Consider the following 18,406-nt stretch of genomic DNA (forward strand, 5'->3'; position numbering starts at 1 on the left):
TTTCCATTTTGAAATTGGCTCTCCATTTTGTTTAATAATATAGACAATAAGACTAGTGTATTCGTACCATCACCCCTATCCTGTCCACATGGGACAAAAAACAGTCGTCCTGCTTCCAAGCGTTGCGGCCGAGCGTGCCGGTATCAGCAGGGCAACGCTCTGGGCTGTAGAAAAAGGATCGCCATCGGTTTCGATGGGAGCCTATGTACAAGTCCTGCTTGCCATCGGACTGGTGGATGACATCCTTCTCATCGCCAAGGACGATATTCTGGGAAGGAAATTGCAGGACCTCTCCTTGCCTGTAGGCAAGCGGGCTTCAAAGAGGTGATAAAGCCTTTGCATACATCACTGTAGAACAAGCAATCCGATAAATTTCCGCCGCCCCCGTGACAAACTCTCCATTCTTGGATACACTGTGCAAAATTACCACAGGGACAAAGGCGTCCACCAATGGTAGCTTCATGAGCAAGCTATCGATGGTGGACGCCTTTTTCATGCCCGGGGAGTACACACAATGGACGGCTATCACCAGCGAACGCCTTTGGAAGGAGAATTCCGCAACAGCAGCGGATGCGCCATCAGCGGCATCATAGACCGTAGCGGCAAGCGCTTTTCAGCGCGGGAGGCCATCACCTCCATCTCGGTCATGCATGACAGGAGCAACGGATTGGGAGGGGGATTTGCAGGATACGGAATCTATCCCGAGTACAAGGACTATACAGCCTTGCACATATTCTACTACTCATCTGAAGCCAAGCGGGCATGCGAGGAGTTCCTTGAAGAACACTTCGATCTTATCAACCTCTCCAAGATTCCCACCAAGAAACACCCCGCCATCACCGATGTACCCCTCATCTGGCGGTACTTTGTCACCGCGCTTCCCACCAAGCTCTCCTTCAGCCAGCTGGATGAGGATGAGTATACCGCCCGGTGCGTCATCCGCATCAACCGGGAGATCGAGGGGGCCTATGTGTTCTCCTCGGGCAAGGACATGGGCGTATTCAAGGCTGTCGGATTCCCCGAGGACGTAGGCGAGTTCTACATGCTCGACGAGTACGAAGGCTATAGCTGGACTGTTCACGGCCGCTACCCCACCAACACTCCTGGATGGTGGGGCGGCAGCCACCCCTTCAGCCTGCTCTCCTACAGCGTGGTGCACAATGGTGAAATCTCCAGCTACGACGCAAATCGTCGGCATATCGAGATGTACGGCTACGCTTGCACGCTGCAGACCGATACCGAGGTCATCACCTATATGATCGACTACCTGCACCGCAGGATGGGTCTCACCCTTGAAGAGGTCTCCCATGTACTTGCCGCCCCTTTTTGGTCGACAATCGAGCAGAAGGAGAAGGTTGAGCGCGATGAGTATGCATACCTGCGCAATACCTTTGCGAGCATGCTCATCACCGGTCCCTTCTCGATCATCCTCGGCTTCAAAGGCGGCTTGATGGCCCTCAACGACCGGCTCAAGCTGCGCAGCCTGGTTGCCGCCGAGAAGGGTAGCCGGGTGTACCTGGCCAGCGAGGAAGCGGCAATCAGGGTCATAGAACCCGAACCGGACCGGCTCTGGTACCCCAGCGGAGGAAAAGCGGTCATCGTCACCCTGGACGCTATGCAAGAAGGAGAAGAGAATGGGCATCAACTATCTGTATCCGCCCTTTGAGATAATCCGCAACCAGGACAGGTGCATTGCCTGCAGGGTCTGTGAACGGCAGTGCGCCAATTTGGTACATCACTACGACGAGGAGAGCGGTCGCATGAAAGCAGATGAATCGCTGTGCGTCAACTGCCACCGATGCGTCTCCCTCTGCCCCACCCGTGCCCTGAAAATCGTAAAGACCGATCACACATTCAAGGAGAATGCCAACTGGAAGACCGAGGTTATCGAGGACATCTACCGGCAGGCCCAGAGCGGAGGGGTGCTGCTCGCCTCGATGGGGACTCCCAAGGATTATCCGGTCTATTGGGATAAAATGCTGATCAATGCAAGCCAGGTGACCAATCCCTCCATCGATCCATTGCGCGAGCCTATGGAAACGAGGACTTACCTGGGGAAAAAGAGTTCCAAAATCAGCAGGGATGCAGATGGGCGAATCATAACCAGCACATCCGGTCAATTGAAACTCGATATTCCCATCATGTTCAGCGCCATGTCCTACGGCTCGATCTCCTACAACGCCCATAAGAGTCTGGCCATGGCCGCCAGCGAGCTGGGCACCTTCTACAATACCGGCGAGGGCGGCCTGCACAAGGACTTTTACCAGTATGGGAAAAATACCATCGTACAGGTTGCCTCGGGGCGCTTCGGCGTACATCCCGAATACCTGAATGCCGGGGCTGCCATTGAGATAAAGATGGGACAGGGGGCCAAGCCGGGTATCGGGGGACACCTGCCCGGCTCGAAGATCGGCGAGGATATCTCGGCCACCCGCATGATCCCCCTTCATGCCGATGCCATAAGTCCCGCGCCCCATCATGACATCTACTCCATCGAAGATCTCAGGCAGCTGGTCTACGCCCTCAAGGAAGCGACCCGCTACACCAAGCCGGTCATTGTCAAAGTGGCGGCCGTGCACAACATTTCGGCCATCGCAAGCGGCATTGCCCGCAGCGGTGCGGACATCATCGCCATCGATGGATTCCGCGGAGGCACGGGAGCGGCCCCGGCGCGCATCCGTGACAATGTCGGCATTCCCATCGAGCTTGCCTTGGCCAGCGTCGACCAACGCCTTAGGCAGGAGGGCATCAGGGGCAACGTCAGTCTGGTGGTGGGCGGCTCGATCCGCAGCAGCAGCGATGTCGTCAAGGCCATCGCCCTCGGAGCCGATGCCGTCTACATCGCCACCAGTGCCTTGGTCGCCCTCGGCTGTCATCTGTGCCGTACGTGTCACAGCGACAAATGCAACTGGGGTATTGCCACCCAGAATCCAGAGCTGGTCAAGCGCTTGAATCCCGAAGTGGGAAGCCGTCGCCTGGTCAATCTCCTCACTGCATGGGACCACGAGATCAAGGAGATGATGGGAGGCATGGGCATCAACAGCATCGAAGCGCTCCGAGGCAACCGTCTGATGCTCAGGGGCATTGGATTGCATGAGACCGAGCTGAAGATTCTCGGCATAGCCCATGCCGGCCAATAGGAGGCAAACCATGAAACGCATCTATGTCAATGAAATGTGGTGTCTGGGCTGCCACCTGTGCGAGTACTACTGTGCGTATGCCAATTCGGGTGTACAGGACATGGTCAAGGCGCTGAAAGACAAGCAGATCAAGTCCCGCATCACCGTCGAGCAACGAGGGACCATCAGTTTTGCAGTGAATTGCCGCCACTGCACCGAACCACTGTGTGTAAAAAGCTGCATCGGCGGCGCCATTACCAGCAAGGATGGAGTGATCGTCATCGACCAGAGCCGCTGCGTTCTCTGCTACTCCTGCATCATGGCCTGCCCGTACGGCGCCTTGATGCCAGCTGTGGAAGGAGTGATGCAGAAGTGCGAGCTCTGTACCACGAACTCCCAAGGACAGCCTGCCTGCATCCAAGGTTGTCCGAACAAGGCCATCGTTTTCGAGGAGCGTTGATATGCACTACGTCATGATAGGAAATTCGATTGCGAGCACCGCTTGCATCGAGGCAATCAGAAGCATTGACCGGAAGGGCTCAATCACCGTTATCGGGGAGGAGGACCATCCGTGTTACAGCCGGCCCCTCATCTCCTACCTGTTGCAGGGAAAAACCGATGAGAACCGCATGAAATACCGCACTGCCGCCTTCTATGAAGAGAACAAGGTGACAGTGTTGCAAGGAACCCGTGCAACGAGCATCGACCGAGAGGGGAAGACGGTATGCCTGGATGGGGAAACAACCCTCTCGTATGACAAGTTGCTCCTGGCAACCGGCTCTTCTCCCTTCGTTCCCCCGATCAAGGGGCTGGGCGAGGTGAAGAATTGGTTTACCTTCCTCACCCTTGATGAAGCAAAGCGCCTGCAGACCCACCTGAAGAAGGAGAGCCGTGTCCTCATTCTGGGTGCAGGCCTCATCGGCCTGAAGTGTGCGGAGGGAATTCTTGACAAGGTGCAGTCGGTCAGTGTGGTTGACCTCGCCCCGCGGGTGCTGATGAGCGTGCTCGATGAGGCTTCCTCCATTCAGGTGCGTGACCACCTCCAAGAGCAGGGGCTTCGGTTCTACCTGGGCGACAGCATCCAAGAGTGCACCGCCAATGAAGCCCTGCTTCAGAGCGGAATTGTCATCGGTTTCGACCTTCTGGTCATTGCAGTCGGGGTGAGGCCGAACATACAGCTTGCCTCTGAAGCAGGCCTTGCAGTCAATCGGGGGATTCTCGTCGACCAAGGGGGAAGGACGGGTGACCCGGATATCTTTGCTGCAGGCGACTGTTCGGAAGGTCCTGAGATGATAAGCGGCCAACGAGCGGTGCTTGCCTTGCTTCCCAATGCGTACCTGCAAGGAGAGACAGCGGGTAAGAATATGGCCGGCGACGAGGCCGGCTTTGACAAGGCCGTCGCCATGAATGCACTTTCGCTTATGGGGCTGCACCTTATTACGGTGGGGCGGTACGAGGGAGAGTCGCATGTGATCCCCTGCAAGGACGGATACAAGCGCCTGTTCGTCAAGGACAACCATCTAGTCGGGTGCATCCTGGTCGGTGAGGCAAGCAAAAGAGCGGGAATCTACACGGCAATGATCCGAAACAAAGTCGAGCTTGACTCGCTCGATTTCGACCTGATTTGTGAGGAGCCTCTCTTGATGGCCTTTGCAAAGAACGTACGACAGCAGCAATTGGGAGGGCCCGTATGACACACATAACTGCAGGCTTCATGGAGTATGAAGCTTTGAACAAGGCCATCAGAAGCGTGGAGGATGAGCAGATCACCATCGAACAGGCAAACGGGCAACGATATATCGGTTCAGCGCTTGCAGACAAGCAGCTGTTCATCAAGGGAACGGCGGGCAACGCCCTCGGATGCTTTCTCGACGGGGGCACCATCACAGTCTTCGGCAATGGCCAGGATGCAACCGGCGATACCATGAACGACGGCAAGATCGTCATCCATGGCAGCTGCGGTGATGGAACTGGGTATGCAATGCGCGGGGGTTCCATCTATATCCGCGACAGCTCCGGCTATCGTTCAGGCATCCACATGAAAGCGTACCAGGAGAAACAACCCTTGTTGATCATCGGCGACCGTGCAGGAAGCTTTCTGGGCGAGTACCAGGCAGGCGGGACGATCATCGTGTTGGGACGCAATCAGGAGGGCAAGCCCCCGGTGGGATATTTCTGCGGAACGGGTATGCACGGTGGTACAATGTATCTTCGCTGTGATACACTTCCTGCAAGCCTGCCCAAGCAGGTCTCCGTCCGTGATGCCTTGGATAGTGACAAAGAGCTGCTTTCCAGTCTCCTTGACGAGTATTGTACGATTTTTTCCTTTGACAAGCAGATGCTGCTTGCTTCTCACTTTTTTGTACTGCAGGCAAACTCTGCTACACCCTATCGGATGTTATACACCCATGTTTGAGAGAGGGAGGTTTCCAATGACCAATACCCATAGCGAAGTGATGAGCTTCATCAAGGAACAGGATGTGCGGTTTGTACGCCTTGTTTTCTGTGATATCTTCGGCCAGATCAAGAATATTTCCATTTCCGCCGATGAACTGGATCGGGCTTTTACCACCGGCATCTCCTTCGATGCATCGGCGGTAAAGGGTTTTTTGCAGGTCGATGAGAGTGATTTGCTCCTCTTTCCCGACGCATCCACTCTCTCCATCCTCCCTTGGAGACCGGCCCAAGGCCGGGTGGTTCGCTTCTTCTGCTCCATCAAGCGGCCGGACGGAACGCCTTTCGAAGGTGATGGGCGCTCCCTGCTTGCAGAAACGGTGCAGAAAGCCACCCTGCAGGGGTATCAGTTCGGGGTGGGACCCGAATGCGAATTCTATCTCTTCAAACTGGATGAAGACGGGCTTCCCACATTCCAGCCGATGGATAGGGGTTCCTATCTCGATGTCGCCCCTCTGGACAAGGGAGAGAACGTCAGACGGGAGATCTGTCTGACCCTCGAGCAGATGGGCTTCTATACCGAACGCAGCCACCATGAATCGGGTCCGGGCCAGCATGAGATCGACTTCAAGTACGGCTCCCCGTTGGAGGCGGCCGATAACTTCATCACCTTCAAGTCGGTGGTAAAGACCATTGCCGACCGAAGCGGGCTGTTTGCCTCGTTCATGCCCAAGCCCTTGGCCCAGGAGAGCGGCAGCGGCCTGCACATCAACCTCTCCATTACCCAGGAAGGCAAGCAGGACAGGGTACTTGAACAACAGATGACTGCCGGCATCCTGAACCGCATCAATGAGATCTCCCTGTTCCTCAATCCATTGATGAATTCCTATGAGAGACTCGGTTGCTTCGAGGCTCCCCGCTACATCGGCTGGGGGCGGGCGAACCGTTCGCTTTTGATCAGGCTTCCCCAGACCAGTGCCGAATACCGGAGGATCGAGGTCCGGTCAGCCGACCCTGCCTGCAATCCCTACCTTGCCATCACCTTGCTGCTCAATGCTGCTTTGGAAGGGATTCAAAACCACATGGTCCCCGAGGAGGAGTACGTCGGTTCCGCATACCAGAAACAGCATGGGAAGACCCTGCCCCAGTCGTTGTTCGATGCCATCGAACTGGCGAAGAACAGTGAGTTTGTCTCATCAATCGTCCCCAAGCGACTGCTCGAATATTTCTTGGAGGCCAAGCTCGCCGACTGGCGCTCGTACGAGGATGCCGGCGATAAGCACCTGGCCAGCCGTCTTCCATTCTTCTTGACTACCTAGGAGGTTGAGTGATGCGTGTTCTGGTGGTTTCGTCGACCGAGAAGGGATGTGAATCCCTGTGTAATCTCATCGTAGAGCATGAGAGACGGGTCGACATCACCAAATGCCAGAGTGCTTCCCAGGCAAGGCGCATCATCCTTGATTCCGAGCTGGATTTGGTCATTGTCAATGCTCCCTTGCTCGATGAGTCGGGCGAGGAGCTTGCGGTCATGGTTACCCAGCAGAGTCTCGCCACCTCGATCCTGGTGGTGAAAGCCGAATATTTTGAACAGGAGCAGGCGCTGTACTGCGACCAAGGCGTCCTAGTGGTTTCCAAGCCGGTCATCCGCCAGATGTTCTTCCAGGCCTTGAGCCTTGGGTTTTCCATGCGAAAGCGTCTGTCTGCAATGCATAACGAGAACGAGAAACTACACCGCAAGATAGAGGAAATCAAGCTCATCGACCGCGCCAAATGGGCTTTGATCGAGAACCTTGGCATGGATGAAAACCAGGCGCACAGACATATAGAGAAACAGGCGATGGATTTGCGCAAGAGCAGATACGATGTCGCTTCCCTGATTTTGAAAACGTATCAGATGTAAATGAGTACGAGGAGAGAGTATGGCCAAACATGTATTTGTGACCGGCGGGGTTGTTTCGGGCCTTGGCAAGGGAATAACGGCAGCGTCCTTGGGACGACTGCTCAAGGCTAGGGGGCTGAAAATCGCGGCACAAAAGCTTGATCCCTATATGAACGTCGACCCGGGAACGATGAGCCCTTACCAGCATGGAGAGGTGTTCGTCACCGAAGATGGGTCGGAGACCGACCTTGACCTCGGCCACTACGAGCGCTTCATAGACGAGGACCTGAACAAGTTCTCCAACCTTACCAGCGGAAGAGTGTACTGGAACGTGCTGACCAAGGAGCGTAGTGGTGCATATCTGGGCTCGACGGTCCAGATCATCCCGCACGTAACCGGGGAGATCAAGGACGCCATCTACTCGTTGGCCAGGAAAACCGAGGCCGATGTAGTGATCACCGAGATCGGAGGGACCACCGGCGATATCGAGAGCCAACCGTTTTTGGAGGCGATCAGGCAGATCGGCCACGAGGTCGGCCGCACCAACTGCCTGTTCATCCACGTAACCTTGGTCCCGTATCTGAAGAGCAGCGCCGAGCACAAGAGCAAGCCCACCCAGCACTCGGTCAAGGAGCTGATGGCATCGGGCATTTTCCCCGATATCATCGTCACCCGCTCCGATGAGCCGCTGGAACAGAGCATCAAGGATAAAATCGCTCTCTTTTGCAATGTAAAGCGTGACTGCGTGATTGAAAACAAGACTGTTCCGGTTCTCTACGAGGCTCCCTTGATGCTGCATGAGGAACAGTTGGACACCATCGTCTGCCGAGAACTCAACCTTGTAACAAATGAACCAAACCTTACTGAATGGGAGGAGATGCTCAGAACCATTAAAGCAGCTAAGAAACAGGTACGCATTGCCCTGGTAGGCAAGTACATCCAGTTGCACGATGCCTACCTCTCGGTCATGGAGGCACTCAAGCACGCTTCCTGGGCTTTGGGTTCCCAAGTACAGATCGATTGGATCGACAGCGAGCAGGTGACCGAGGATTCCGTGTGCGGTCTTCTTTCCAAGGCTGATGGAATTCTGGTCCCCGGCGGCTTTGGCGACCGCGGCATCGAGGGCAAGATCCTTGCCGCCCGCTATGCAAGGGAGCACAAGATTCCCTACTTGGGGATCTGCCTTGGTATGCAGATCGCCGTCATCGAGTATGCTCGCAGCATTCTCGGGTATGCAGATGCACATTCAAGCGAGTTCAATCCTGATTCAACGCACCCGGTCATCGCCCTGATGCCCGACCAGCGGGGAAACATTCCAAAGGGCGGAACGATGAGGCTGGGCACCTATCCATGCGTGGTGTCTGAGAACACAAAAATGCATAAAGCATATAAGAACCAGCATCTCATCACCGAGCGACACCGTCACCGCTACGAGTTCAACAACACCTTCCGTCAGGACCTGGTCGACAATGGTTTGGTCATCAGCGGCACAAGCCCTGATGGAACACTGGTTGAAGCTGTCGAGCTTGCCGACCACCCGTTCTTTGTAGGAGTGCAGTACCATCCGGAGTTCAAGAGTCGTCCGAACAGGCCGCACCCGATTTTCAGCCTCTTCATCGCCTCTTCACTGGGCCTTACGAGTTGACAGTTTTGCCACTCTGCGGTAGGTTTGTGTATGCAAATCCAGTGGGGCCATAGCTCATCTGGTAGAGCGACTGGTTCGCAATCAGTAGGTGGAGGGTTCGAGTCCCTTTGGCTCCAAAGAACACCCGTTTTCCTGACAGGAAGGCGGGTGTTCCTGTTCAAGCCTACTTTATACTCATCAGGAAAAGCATCCTTGACTTTCACAACATGTATTGATATATGCAAGAATTACAGGGTTAGAACCAAAGGGACCGGCCTTTCTGCCTCCTCATTTGAATCATAACGATCGGCAATCTTGAGAAGTCGATTACCGTCGTAGAGTATCTGAGCAGACCCCCCACCATCAAGATTGATGATATTTTCATATCCCATAGTAGAACAGAATGTTGCTAACTCGAGTAAGGAAGCCCCTGTGCTATCTTGTCCAGGAGTATATGTAAGCTTTCCAGCTCCTTCTGCCCATAGCAATACAGCATCTCCTTTTTTGTTCGTGCCCAAAGCAATTCGTGCTGCTCTTGCTGTCTCAAAAGGCAACGGATACACAGTAGATGGATAGGGGACGCTGTCAAGTTCCTTATTATAAAAAGGACAACAAAGCGTATCGACAATTGTATATTCTTGCACCATTGGAGGTCCAACTTGTATTCCGAACTGGATATTCTCTAAACCATGATAGCATACAGTAGTATCCTTAATTGTAATAATTTCAGGGATGCTGATGACGAATCCAGCCATAGGAATCTGGGTACATCCGCCTTTTTTGATAGCAATGACTTTATTTTCAGTAATAATAATATCTGTTCCTTTCGATTGAGGAGTAACCCGTTCGTCCGGTCGATAGTGAAAAATTGCATTGCTCTTATGTCGCCAAACCTTTCCATCGATTTCCACTTCCAAATCCGTAAGCTCGATATTTGTGATACTACTCTTATTGTTTTGGTCAACTACAAAACATGGCCGGTGATTTAAGGGAGGATTCAAAATGGTCCCATTTTTCAATGCAAGGCCATGAGGCGTCCCCAGTTCGCAATATGGAGAATCTAAATCCGTGGGATCCATTAAAAAAAAGTGAGTATTAACGACCAATCTGGCTCTGATGGTTGATGGAAATCCTAGTTTTGCGTTAAGCGGGATAAAAAGAACCCCGTTCCCGTCTCCCTTGACAATATCTAGTAATCCTTGCAATTGTAGGTTATCAAGAAATTTTTCGATTTCCCAATCATGTGTGCATAGTCTATCCTTAAAAAATATACGTCCATCCTCTGCCATCTTGTTAAGATGTATCGAAGCAGCAACATTCAGACTGAAAAAGTTTGAGTATTCATCAGCAAGAATAAAAGGATGCTTTGTATTTTCTTCAACGTGAAAAAATACCAGAGTGCCATAGGCTGCAGGATTTTTCCGAACAATATTGATACGATATAACCTTGCAATCTCGGACACTGCCTTCTTATTGAATCCCGGTGATTCGAATTGTAGATTCTCCCACTGAAAGTCTTCAACTATTTGGTACCTCTGAATCTCACCACTCGGATGCACATGCGTAATTATTTGTGTAGTCATACTATCCCTTAATACCGGAACTCATGGTACTTTCAATGATATATCTTTGGCTGAATGCGAAAACAACGATAAGTGGGAGTACAGAGAGAACGCTGCCCGCTAATAGGAGGTTCCATTTTACCCCATATTGGTTTTGAAAAAGAGAAAGCGCAATAGTTACCGTATACAGTTCACGACTGGAGATATAGAGCATCGGGCGAAGCAAATCGTTCCAGTTATTCATGAAAGCAATAATGAAGAGTGTGGCTATTGGACTTGATGCTTGAGGCAGATAGATTCGGAAGAACATTTGATAAGCATTTACTCCATCGATAATTCCTGCATCAAACAAAGGTGAAGGAACTTGTGAGAAAAATTCTTTGAGCATGAAGGTTCCAAATGCACCTGCCAGGAAAGAGGGAACAATTAAGGGTAAGTACGTATCCATCCAGTTAAGTTTAAGAAAAAGGTAATATTCTGGGATAATGGTAACTTGAACAGGAATCATCAGAGTGAGAATCAATAGTGAAAATAGTATGTTTTTCCCTCTAAAGTACATCGTAGCCAATGCAAATCCCGCAAGAGAGCAGACTATAACCTGTCCGAAAGCAGCCAGCGTATAAACCCATAGGCTATTAATTGTATATAATCCAAAATTATATTGAGAAAATACATTTTTATAATTGTCAAACATCTGACTAGTAAATAATAAATCAGGAAAGAATTTCGGGGGAACTGAGAATATATTTTTATCAGACATGAATGAGTTGGAAATCATCCAAAGGAAAGGAAATATATAGACAATGGATACAATAGCAATGAGGAGGAGTCGATACCGATCTGCTGTTTTTTGCTTCATCTTTTCATCTCCTCAATCCAGGCTTTGAACTAGATGTTTTTTGATATAAAAATTCAAGATAGTCAGAATCCCTACCAAAAGAAGCAGGATATAGGCTATAGCGGACGCAAATCCTACTCGATAATACACAAAAGCGTTGAGATACACATCATAGACCAAGGTATTGCTTGCATTTTGGGGGCCTCCCTTGGTCATTGCATAAATGAGCTCAAAATTCTTAAAGGAGTCGATTATTGAAATGGTCAAAACAAAAAAAACTGTAGGCATAAGCATCGGGAGTGTAATCTTAAAAAAACTTTGAATCGCATTGGCGCCATCCACTCTTGCGGACTCTAAGGTATCTCTATTAATTCCTTGTAACCCAGCAAGAAATATGATCATATAGTATCCCGACATTTTCCAGACTTGGACACTTGCAACGGTATTCAGGGCTAATTTGGTGTCCCCCAGCCAATAGGGTGGCTGTAGCCCGATAGCTTCAATGACATTATTAATTACACCATACGTTGGCCCGAGCATCCAGTTCCAAACAATGCCTACCGCAACAGCAGATGTAACAACGGGTAGATAAATAGCTGCTCTGAAAAATGCGATTCCCTTGATTCTTATGTTGATGAGTACAGCAAGCGCAAGACCGAAAACCATAGATCCAATTACGTAGAGGAAAGAAAACTGGAATGTATTTCGAATAATTCTTAGGAACTCTTCACTTTTCCCCAATTCCATGTAGTTGTCAAATTTGAGAAAATGAGGAGAACCAAGCAGACTCCAGTCGGTGAAACTAAGATATAATGATGAAACTATAGGAATAAGCCTGAAAACAAGTAGTCCAATCACGGTTGGGAAAATGAATACCCATGGAGTGATGTGGTTATGCCACTTATATGGGGGCTGTGTCATGATTGATTTCCTTAGCAGGCGGGCTACTCTTTCCAAGCAACCCGCCAGAGATGAATTGTATTATTTGTAATAACGTTTTAGTACAGCATTGATATTATCTGTACCTTTCCTGAAAGCCTCATCAAAACTCATATGACCGTTCACAATGGCATCTATGGTTCCATTCAAACCAAGAGACTCGGACCCACCATAACCTCTCCATTCGCTCCATCCCATGGTATACGAAGTTATCATTGGACCCGCAGCTTGTTCAATCAACAAATTCATATCTTTTCCTGGTTGCAGATTGGGATCGGCGAAATTGGGATCTTCAGCAAGTTTCTTTGCAGAAGGAATCTTCCCAGCCATGTAGACATCAAGATTGAGGCCTTCCCCTGCTACATATCGGGCGAATTTCCAAGCCATTTCAGGATGTTTTGTATTGGGAGCAATTGCATAACTGTCAGGCCACCCGTATGTCAGTGTATTGGAACCTGACGGACCACTTGGTACACGCACCATACCCCAGCGCATAGCATCCCCTACATTCTTTCGGAAGGTATCAACAAACCATGAGCCATCAACCCACATTGCTGCAACACCTTGTGGAAAAACATCTTGTTGCTGAAAACTAATCATATCTTTTTGAGGTGGTGCAACTTTGTCCACCAATACAAGATCAGTCAGCATCTTCATGGCATCCATTGCATTTTTGTCCGGATTGAACTGCATGGTGTCTCTATCAATGAGTTTGCCATTGTTTGCATACACCCATGGTTCGATATGGGAATAGCGACCATAGAACCAGAAACCCCATTGATCAATTTTCCCATCTCCATTCTTGTCAATGGTCAATTTTTTTGCGGCTTGTTTGAAATCATCCCAAGTCCACGCATCCGTCGGATATGCAAGACCAGCTTTATCGAATGCATCTTTGTTGAAGTACAGTACTGTGGTAACAAGTGCAAAAGGAATAGCATAATAACTATTTGTATTGCTGATTGCTTTATTTGTATCAAAAATGGATTTATAGAAAATATCAAAAGTATTATCATTCTCAATAAAGGAATCAAGATTATAGAGCAAACCAGCCTTTGCCCATTCTTCAATATACCCGGAACTCATAGTGAAAACATCAGGTAGTTTGTTTTGATTTGCTTGAATCCTGATTTTGGTCCAATACTCCTTCGTTCCAACAATCGTGTTGGTAACTTTTACGTTGGGATTAGCTTGCTCAAAGTTGGCGATGATTTGCTTATTCTGTTCAAGCATGTCTGGGTCCCATGTCCACCATTCCAAGTTAATCTGCTCTGGTTTGGTGCTAGTCTCGACCCCTCCCGCTGCGAAAAGCAATCCTGCCATGAGTAAACAGGCTAGAAATGTTAAAGCTTTCTTCATATTCAACGCTCCTTAGTATGATGTACCATGAGTACTAAGCTCATGGGATTCTCCACCAACAGTTCTTGTTTAATCCCCTTGCTAAGTAGAACTTCTTTACCTCGATATCCCCAAGTGACTATGAATACCTGATCGGCTGTATTTTTAGCAGTTTCATAATCGATTTCAGTATCACCGACGTAAATCAATTGCTCTGACGCATCCATACCCTGTCTACATGTTTTCAGTGAGTCTGAATTTGGTTTAGGCGGGAATCCAGAATCAGAGCCGTAAATCCTATCGAATATGATATCGGGAAAAACGGTTTTTACTATTTGACTTGTAAGCGAATATATTTTATTAGAAATCACACAAAGCTTGATATTTTCTCTCTGTAGGGTGTTCAGTAATTGAGGGACACCATCAAAGGCTCTTGTGTAGCAGACTGGATATCTGTTGTACCAATCAAACATCTCTCTGATTAAAAGATTTTGCTTATCTTCTGTCCATTCTGGTACTCGGGAATGGACTGTTGCCTTAAACATTGGCATGAGGCCCTGTCCAGCAAACCGTTGATTCTCCAACCGATCACTAATCGGCAGATTATACTCCGTTAAAACCCGATTGATTGCAACCAACAAATCCGGAGTACTATCAACCAAGGTTCCATCTAAATCAAAGACAACCTTCATAGGCACTCCCTGTTACATGCATAGTATACCACAAATCATGAACAAGCCTTCAAGAAAGTGTTAGGATTTGGCAAGAATAATCGATGTGGTAATAAGTCTTAACAACTTGGCAATACTATATAAAAGAATATTTCATCGTCGCATTGAAGCAAACTGAATCTCAATTGAAATCAATGATACCTATTGTTCCACGCTTTATACACAGTACAATAAAATGTTTTAGATTTCTGTTAAGTATTCTTTGTACTACAATGTTTTATGTGTCACTTTCATAATTCTTGCTGCAAAATCATGCCCATAATAAAACCCTCCGCCATGGAGGGTTCTTTGGCTACTCAGGGTTGTTTCCTTCGGTTATTCCCCTTCTTCACCACCACAGCCTTATCGTAGCATTGAAGAGGCAAATCGTCAATTTTTTCTTTCTGTGCAGTATAGTTTGTTCTTGAAAATACTGTATGTCATACATTATTGTATGATTATGAAAGAAGACCCGATTCTCACCAACCTGATCACCGAGCTGAAAAGAGGCACCTTGACACTGTGCGTACTCAGCCAGCTTGCCCAGCCACAGTATGGCTATTCGTTGTTGCAGGTACTTTGTGACAAACAGATTGCCATCGAGGCAAATACGCTCTATCCGCTGCTTCGTCGGCTGGAGGTTCAGGGGCTCTTGGAAAGCAGTTGGGACACCAGCGAAACACGACCGAGAAAGTTCTACCGCTTAAGCAGCAAAGGAAAAACCATACTTGGCGAGCTTGCAGCTGTCTGGAAAGAACAAACCACTCAGATACACACATTACTTGGGGAGGATGTATATGCATGACCTTATAAAGCGATATGTAGAAGAAACAGTCAGGCATCTGCCTGCCAAGGAAAGAGAGGAAGTAGCGCTTGAACTTGAGGCGAACATCGAGGATATGCTTGGCGGCGACAGCTCAAGGGAGAAGGTCGAAGAGGCCCTGCTCGCACTCGGCTCACCTGCAACACTGGCTCGTCAGTACCGAGGCAAGGAACGTTACCTCATCGGGCCCGAGACCTTCGACCTCTATGTGATGGTCCTTACAATTGTGAGCTTGGTTGTCGGTTTGGCAACCATGGTGATCACCTTTGTCTCGCTGTTTTTTGCATCCGACCCGATCAACATCGCTCAGATGATCGCAAAGGTTCTGGCATCTGTTTTTTCCTCCCTCTCAAGTGCATTCCTCTGGGTTACCATCACCTTTGCCATCATGTCCTACTACCAAGTCAAAACAGAACCGGATCAGTGGAATCGTAAAACACTGTATGAACTTGAAGAAGCTCCGACGAGGCGCATCAAGAAAAGCGACAGCATCGGCGACATGGTCGGACTCTCGATATTCTTTGTTCTCTTGATAGTGATGTATAGCAGGTCGGACCTTATCGCCATCTACCGCAAGGGAACAGGCCCTATTCCCCTCTTCGTCTCGCAGGCAATAAAACCCTATATCATCGGTTGGATGATCACGACAATCCTGACTTTCAGCATTGCCGTCGTCAAGTACGCCAAGCAATTCTGGAGCACTACGCTGTTTGCACTCAGCGCCCTGGCCGACCTCGTGGGACTATGCTACTTCATCTTCCTCAGCACCAGGTGGAGCATCTACAATCCTGACTTTTTGATCTTCATTCCCGGCAGCATGGACCGATGGCAGATCATCATCAAGGCTGCATGCGTAGTCCTGTTGATTCTCACGCTGATCAGCCTTGCCGACGATGCCTATACGGTATTCAAGCGAACGAGACCGAACGAATCTGCAAAAGAACCTGCTCGGTGATCTGGCGGGACTCCTGGATGAATGGATTGTCATCCAGGCTGCCCAGAACGGCATCGCGTTCGGCAAGATTTCGATAGGTGCTTTCACGGAAGCGGTTGTTGAAATCCTTCTCCTTTGTCTTGAACACCTGATTCTCAATGTGCAACCGTATCCTTGCCACGTTCTCTACCAAGTCCTCCCACTGCCCGTTGTTGATCTGATTCGTTCCAAGGGCTTGGTAGAGCGTAGCCAATGCATGGATGGCTCGGTCTTCCTCATAGGATGCAAACCAAGCATCATAGGTATGGTGGACATCGTCCCAACTGGAGAGGACCCTGTCCTTCAAGTCGGCTTTCAACTGTTCCACCCGGCTTGCAGGGACAAGCTGGCCACCCACATTCAGCCAATCTTCACGCCGGATCGCTTCTTTTTCCTGGAAGGAGGCAATGCTTTGCCCTGTTGCAAGACAGTGGGCTGAAAGGGTTTTCACCCCGTAGTAAAGCAACATTTCCTGATAGGCCTGGTAGGCTTCCACCACCTTCAGAATTTCCACCGGTTCATTGCTGTTTTCAAGTCCCCAGGCATAAACATGGAGCGAGCTTACTTCCGAAGCTTTGTTCAGCAGCAAGTCCTTCCCCATCAGAATCAGGTTCTTCTGTTCCTCGTTGGATGCATGGGCTCTGTTGAAGTTCTGGGCAACCCAGAGACAGAGCAGGTCGCATGCTTCAAAAATCTCATTGACTGTATCGGGTGCCAGGTACTCGGTCTCTATGTGCTGACGGATGACCTTGCGCTTGTCCCGCTTGCGGTACTTAAAACTATTTCTCTCCAAGGCGTAGAGATTGTACATCCACCAGTAGGCAGGCATCACAATGCGGCGGCTCTCCTTGGTGTCGGCGCTGAGCAGGCTGAACGGGAGCGGAATATTCAGCTCATGCGGATAATTTCCCTTGGCTATCAGGACATAGCTTGCAAATTTGCAGTCGTACTTGAGGGTACTGGAAAGAGCCGGCCAGAAACCCCTGCCTGCCACCATCTCCCCGTCGTTTCCCCTGCTGTTGTGGTTCGATCCGATGTTGGCTCCGGCGGCCATGTTCGACTGGCCCTTGATCAAGCTGGCAATGAGAAAGGAGTTGTTGTGATGCTGCTCATGGCCTGAGAACACCAGGTTGCTCAGAAGCTCGCAGCAACTGACCGTCGAATTGTCCCCGAGGAAGGAGTGGATCAAGCGCGCGCCGTACTTGAGATTGCAGTTGTCCCCCATGATAAAGCGGATCGCCTTGCAACCATAGAAAATGCGTGAACCGGAACCGATGATGCCGTTGACCAGCTCAACGCCCTCGCCGATTTGCACCGGTTCGGAAATCGTCGAGCGGAGCATCAGGTTCTTCAGCTTGTTCGCACCTTTGATGTATGAACCAGGACCGATCCAGACATCCTTGATGGTATCGCAGGACTTGACGACCGACTGCTCACCCACAAAGCCGTAGTACCCGCGGCGCTTATCCATGGTTTTTTCGGTCAGCTCCTCGAATATCCGCATCAGAGCCTGGTCATCACGATACGTACCCCACAGGAATGCGTCGGAAGGAAGGATGCCATTGAAAGGGCGGATGGTTCGTCCGCCGGCTTCGTTCATGATATCGATGGTGATGCGTACTTCCTCATCCTCCCCCTCCTTGAGAATGCCACTGCCGAACTTGGCATGATTGGTGGTCTGCATCTCCCCGAGCCGATAGAGAATGACATGGTGGTCGATGATGTAGTGGCTGAGGTAGGCGCAATCGAGAATGGCACAATGGTCGCCGATGTCGCAACTGACGATACGGCTGTTGGAAATACCGACGGGAACACTGAAATCATGAAAGCTGACAATGCTCTTGTCCATCTTTCCGATGCGGATCAAGCCGTAGAATTCGCTGTTGCGGATCAACGAAGGGTCGAAGGGTTCACAGACCAGCACATCGTCCCAACACGGTGAGGAGTTGAGGTTCTGCTCAAGGCTCTCGATTTCAGTTTTCGTCAGGTGCCGGTAGGAGGAAGCCGGCCGCTTGTTCTGCTGATTGCGAAGGTAGTACTCATCCTCTCCTTCAGGAAGAAAGGGAGCTGTAATAAAATCGTAGCCGAACCGTGCCTGGTCGAGGGTGATTACTTTGTCATTCATTGCATAAGTATAGCAACACCTATTGCGCTGTACAAGAAACGAATACACCCTTCTCGTTGCAACCCACATTCCTCACCCTAAA

Annotated in this window: 17 protein-coding genes and 1 tRNA gene; 12 read left to right on the forward strand and 6 right to left on the reverse strand. The window is 50.0% G+C overall.

Annotated elements, in window-relative coordinates:
• Window positions 1-88 precede the first annotated feature (88 nt).
• From B3K89_RS08810 to B3K89_RS08855, 10 genes are all read left to right on the forward strand, one after another.
• Window positions 89-328: a hypothetical protein gene (locus B3K89_RS08810; protein WP_345907287.1), complete on the forward strand. Its 240-nt coding sequence runs from the start codon at window positions 89-91 to the stop codon at window positions 326-328.
• A gap of 186 nt (window positions 329-514) precedes the next feature.
• The gene (locus B3K89_RS08815) at window positions 515-1,666 is read left to right on the forward strand and encodes a class II glutamine amidotransferase (protein WP_293890326.1); all 1,152 of its coding nucleotides are present in this window, start codon (window positions 515-517) and stop codon (window positions 1,664-1,666) included.
• Window positions 1,635-3,140, forward strand: a complete 1,506-nt coding sequence (locus B3K89_RS08820) for a glutamate synthase-related protein (protein WP_293909903.1) — start codon at window positions 1,635-1,637, stop codon at window positions 3,138-3,140. Before B3K89_RS08815 ends, B3K89_RS08820 begins: the two co-directional genes overlap by 32 nt.
• A gap of 10 nt (window positions 3,141-3,150) precedes the next feature.
• A complete protein-coding gene (locus tag B3K89_RS08825; RefSeq protein WP_293890318.1) occupies window positions 3,151-3,579 on the forward strand; it encodes a 4Fe-4S dicluster domain-containing protein in 429 nt (142 codons plus the stop codon).
• 1 nt (window position 3,580) lies between these two features.
• A complete protein-coding gene (locus tag B3K89_RS08830; protein WP_293890315.1) occupies window positions 3,581-4,813 on the forward strand; it encodes an NAD(P)/FAD-dependent oxidoreductase in 1,233 nt (410 codons plus the stop codon).
• Window positions 4,810-5,535, forward strand: a complete 726-nt coding sequence (locus tag B3K89_RS08835) for a glutamate synthase (protein WP_293890312.1) — start codon at window positions 4,810-4,812, stop codon at window positions 5,533-5,535. Before B3K89_RS08830 ends, B3K89_RS08835 begins: the two co-directional genes overlap by 4 nt.
• A 16-nt stretch (window positions 5,536-5,551) precedes the next feature.
• The gene (locus tag B3K89_RS08840; protein ID WP_293890309.1) at window positions 5,552-6,832 is read left to right on the forward strand and encodes a glutamine synthetase family protein; all 1,281 of its coding nucleotides are present in this window, start codon (window positions 5,552-5,554) and stop codon (window positions 6,830-6,832) included.
• 11 nt (window positions 6,833-6,843) lie between these two features.
• On the forward strand, window positions 6,844-7,413 hold the full coding sequence (locus B3K89_RS08845; protein WP_293890306.1) for an ANTAR domain-containing response regulator: 570 nt from the start codon (window positions 6,844-6,846) through the stop codon (window positions 7,411-7,413).
• A gap of 19 nt (window positions 7,414-7,432) precedes the next feature.
• On the forward strand, window positions 7,433-9,037 hold the full coding sequence (locus B3K89_RS08850; RefSeq protein ID WP_293890303.1) for a CTP synthase: 1,605 nt from the start codon (window positions 7,433-7,435) through the stop codon (window positions 9,035-9,037).
• Window positions 9,038-9,080: 43 nt separating this feature from the next.
• Window positions 9,081-9,153, forward strand: a tRNA-Ala gene (locus tag B3K89_RS08855).
• A gap of 111 nt (window positions 9,154-9,264) precedes the next feature.
• On the opposite strand, the gene B3K89_RS08860 is transcribed toward B3K89_RS08855, so the two are convergent.
• The 5 genes from B3K89_RS08860 to B3K89_RS08880 are packed head-to-tail and all read right to left on the reverse strand — an operon-like array spanning window position 9,265 to window position 14,385.
• Entirely contained in the window at window positions 9,265-10,599 is a 1,335-nt protein-coding gene (locus B3K89_RS08860) for a phosphodiester glycosidase family protein (protein WP_345907288.1), read from the reverse strand.
• Window position 10,600: 1 nt separating this feature from the next.
• Entirely contained in the window at window positions 10,601-11,437 is an 837-nt protein-coding gene (locus B3K89_RS08865; protein ID WP_298505848.1) for a carbohydrate ABC transporter permease, read from the reverse strand.
• A 12-nt stretch (window positions 11,438-11,449) separates the two neighbouring features.
• A complete protein-coding gene (locus B3K89_RS08870) occupies window positions 11,450-12,337 on the reverse strand; it encodes a carbohydrate ABC transporter permease (RefSeq protein ID WP_298505846.1) in 888 nt (295 codons plus the stop codon).
• 60 nt (window positions 12,338-12,397) lie between these two features.
• Window positions 12,398-13,714: a sugar ABC transporter substrate-binding protein gene (locus B3K89_RS08875; protein WP_345907289.1), complete on the reverse strand. Its 1,317-nt coding sequence runs from the start codon at window positions 13,712-13,714 to the stop codon at window positions 12,398-12,400.
• Window positions 13,715-13,716: 2 nt separating this feature from the next.
• Window positions 13,717-14,385, reverse strand: coding sequence for an HAD family hydrolase (locus B3K89_RS08880; RefSeq protein WP_345907290.1), 669 nt, complete (start codon window positions 14,383-14,385; stop codon window positions 13,717-13,719).
• A gap of 472 nt (window positions 14,386-14,857) precedes the next feature.
• Here B3K89_RS08880 and B3K89_RS08885 point away from each other — a divergent pair, with 472 nt between their 5' ends.
• Window positions 14,858-15,208, forward strand: a complete 351-nt coding sequence (locus B3K89_RS08885) for a PadR family transcriptional regulator (RefSeq protein WP_298504267.1) — start codon at window positions 14,858-14,860, stop codon at window positions 15,206-15,208.
• Complete coding sequence (locus B3K89_RS08890) at window positions 15,201-16,181, forward strand: HAAS signaling domain-containing protein (protein WP_345907291.1); 981 nt, start codon at window positions 15,201-15,203, stop codon at window positions 16,179-16,181. Before B3K89_RS08885 ends, B3K89_RS08890 begins: the two co-directional genes overlap by 8 nt.
• Here the strand turns inward: B3K89_RS08890 and B3K89_RS08895 are convergent.
• Entirely contained in the window at window positions 16,135-18,324 is a 2,190-nt protein-coding gene (locus tag B3K89_RS08895) for a DUF4954 family protein (protein WP_345907292.1), read from the reverse strand. The two genes, B3K89_RS08890 and B3K89_RS08895, sit on opposite strands and share 47 nt — an antisense overlap.
• Window positions 18,325-18,406 lie beyond the last annotated feature (82 nt).

The sequence above is a fragment of the Sphaerochaeta sp. UBA5849 genome, assembly GCA_002432715.1.
In the GTDB taxonomy this organism is placed as follows: Bacteria; Spirochaetota; Spirochaetia; order Sphaerochaetales; family Sphaerochaetaceae; genus Sphaerochaeta.

What these genes read in the sequence shown, in the direction of transcription:
- B3K89_RS08810 (WP_345907287.1), top strand. Translation starts at nt 89, where the DNA reads ATGGGACAAAAAACAGTCGTCCTGCTTCCAAGCGTTGCGGCCGAGCGT.
- B3K89_RS08815 (WP_293890326.1), top strand. Translation starts at nt 515, where the DNA reads ATGGACGGCTATCACCAGCGAACGCCTTTGGAAGGAGAATTCCGCAAC.
- B3K89_RS08820 (WP_293909903.1), top strand. Translation starts at nt 1,635, where the DNA reads ATGGGCATCAACTATCTGTATCCGCCCTTTGAGATAATCCGCAACCAG.
- B3K89_RS08825 (WP_293890318.1), top strand. Translation starts at nt 3,151, where the DNA reads ATGAAACGCATCTATGTCAATGAAATGTGGTGTCTGGGCTGCCACCTG.
- B3K89_RS08830 (WP_293890315.1), top strand. Translation starts at nt 3,581, where the DNA reads ATGCACTACGTCATGATAGGAAATTCGATTGCGAGCACCGCTTGCATC.
- B3K89_RS08835 (WP_293890312.1), top strand. Translation starts at nt 4,810, where the DNA reads ATGACACACATAACTGCAGGCTTCATGGAGTATGAAGCTTTGAACAAG.
- B3K89_RS08840 (WP_293890309.1), top strand. Translation starts at nt 5,552, where the DNA reads ATGACCAATACCCATAGCGAAGTGATGAGCTTCATCAAGGAACAGGAT.
- B3K89_RS08845 (WP_293890306.1), top strand. Translation starts at nt 6,844, where the DNA reads ATGCGTGTTCTGGTGGTTTCGTCGACCGAGAAGGGATGTGAATCCCTG.
- B3K89_RS08850 (WP_293890303.1), top strand. Translation starts at nt 7,433, where the DNA reads ATGGCCAAACATGTATTTGTGACCGGCGGGGTTGTTTCGGGCCTTGGC.
- B3K89_RS08860 (WP_345907288.1), bottom strand. Translation starts at nt 10,599, where the DNA reads ATGACTACACAAATAATTACGCATGTGCATCCGAGTGGTGAGATTCAG.
- B3K89_RS08865 (WP_298505848.1), bottom strand. Translation starts at nt 11,437, where the DNA reads ATGAAGCAAAAAACAGCAGATCGGTATCGACTCCTCCTCATTGCTATT.
- B3K89_RS08870 (WP_298505846.1), bottom strand. Translation starts at nt 12,337, where the DNA reads ATGACACAGCCCCCATATAAGTGGCATAACCACATCACTCCATGGGTA.
- B3K89_RS08875 (WP_345907289.1), bottom strand. Translation starts at nt 13,714, where the DNA reads ATGAAGAAAGCTTTAACATTTCTAGCCTGTTTACTCATGGCAGGATTG.
- B3K89_RS08880 (WP_345907290.1), bottom strand. Translation starts at nt 14,385, where the DNA reads ATGAAGGTTGTCTTTGATTTAGATGGAACCTTGGTTGATAGTACTCCG.
- B3K89_RS08885 (WP_298504267.1), top strand. Translation starts at nt 14,858, where the DNA reads ATGATTATGAAAGAAGACCCGATTCTCACCAACCTGATCACCGAGCTG.
- B3K89_RS08890 (WP_345907291.1), top strand. Translation starts at nt 15,201, where the DNA reads ATGCATGACCTTATAAAGCGATATGTAGAAGAAACAGTCAGGCATCTG.
- B3K89_RS08895 (WP_345907292.1), bottom strand. Translation starts at nt 18,324, where the DNA reads ATGAATGACAAAGTAATCACCCTCGACCAGGCACGGTTCGGCTACGAT.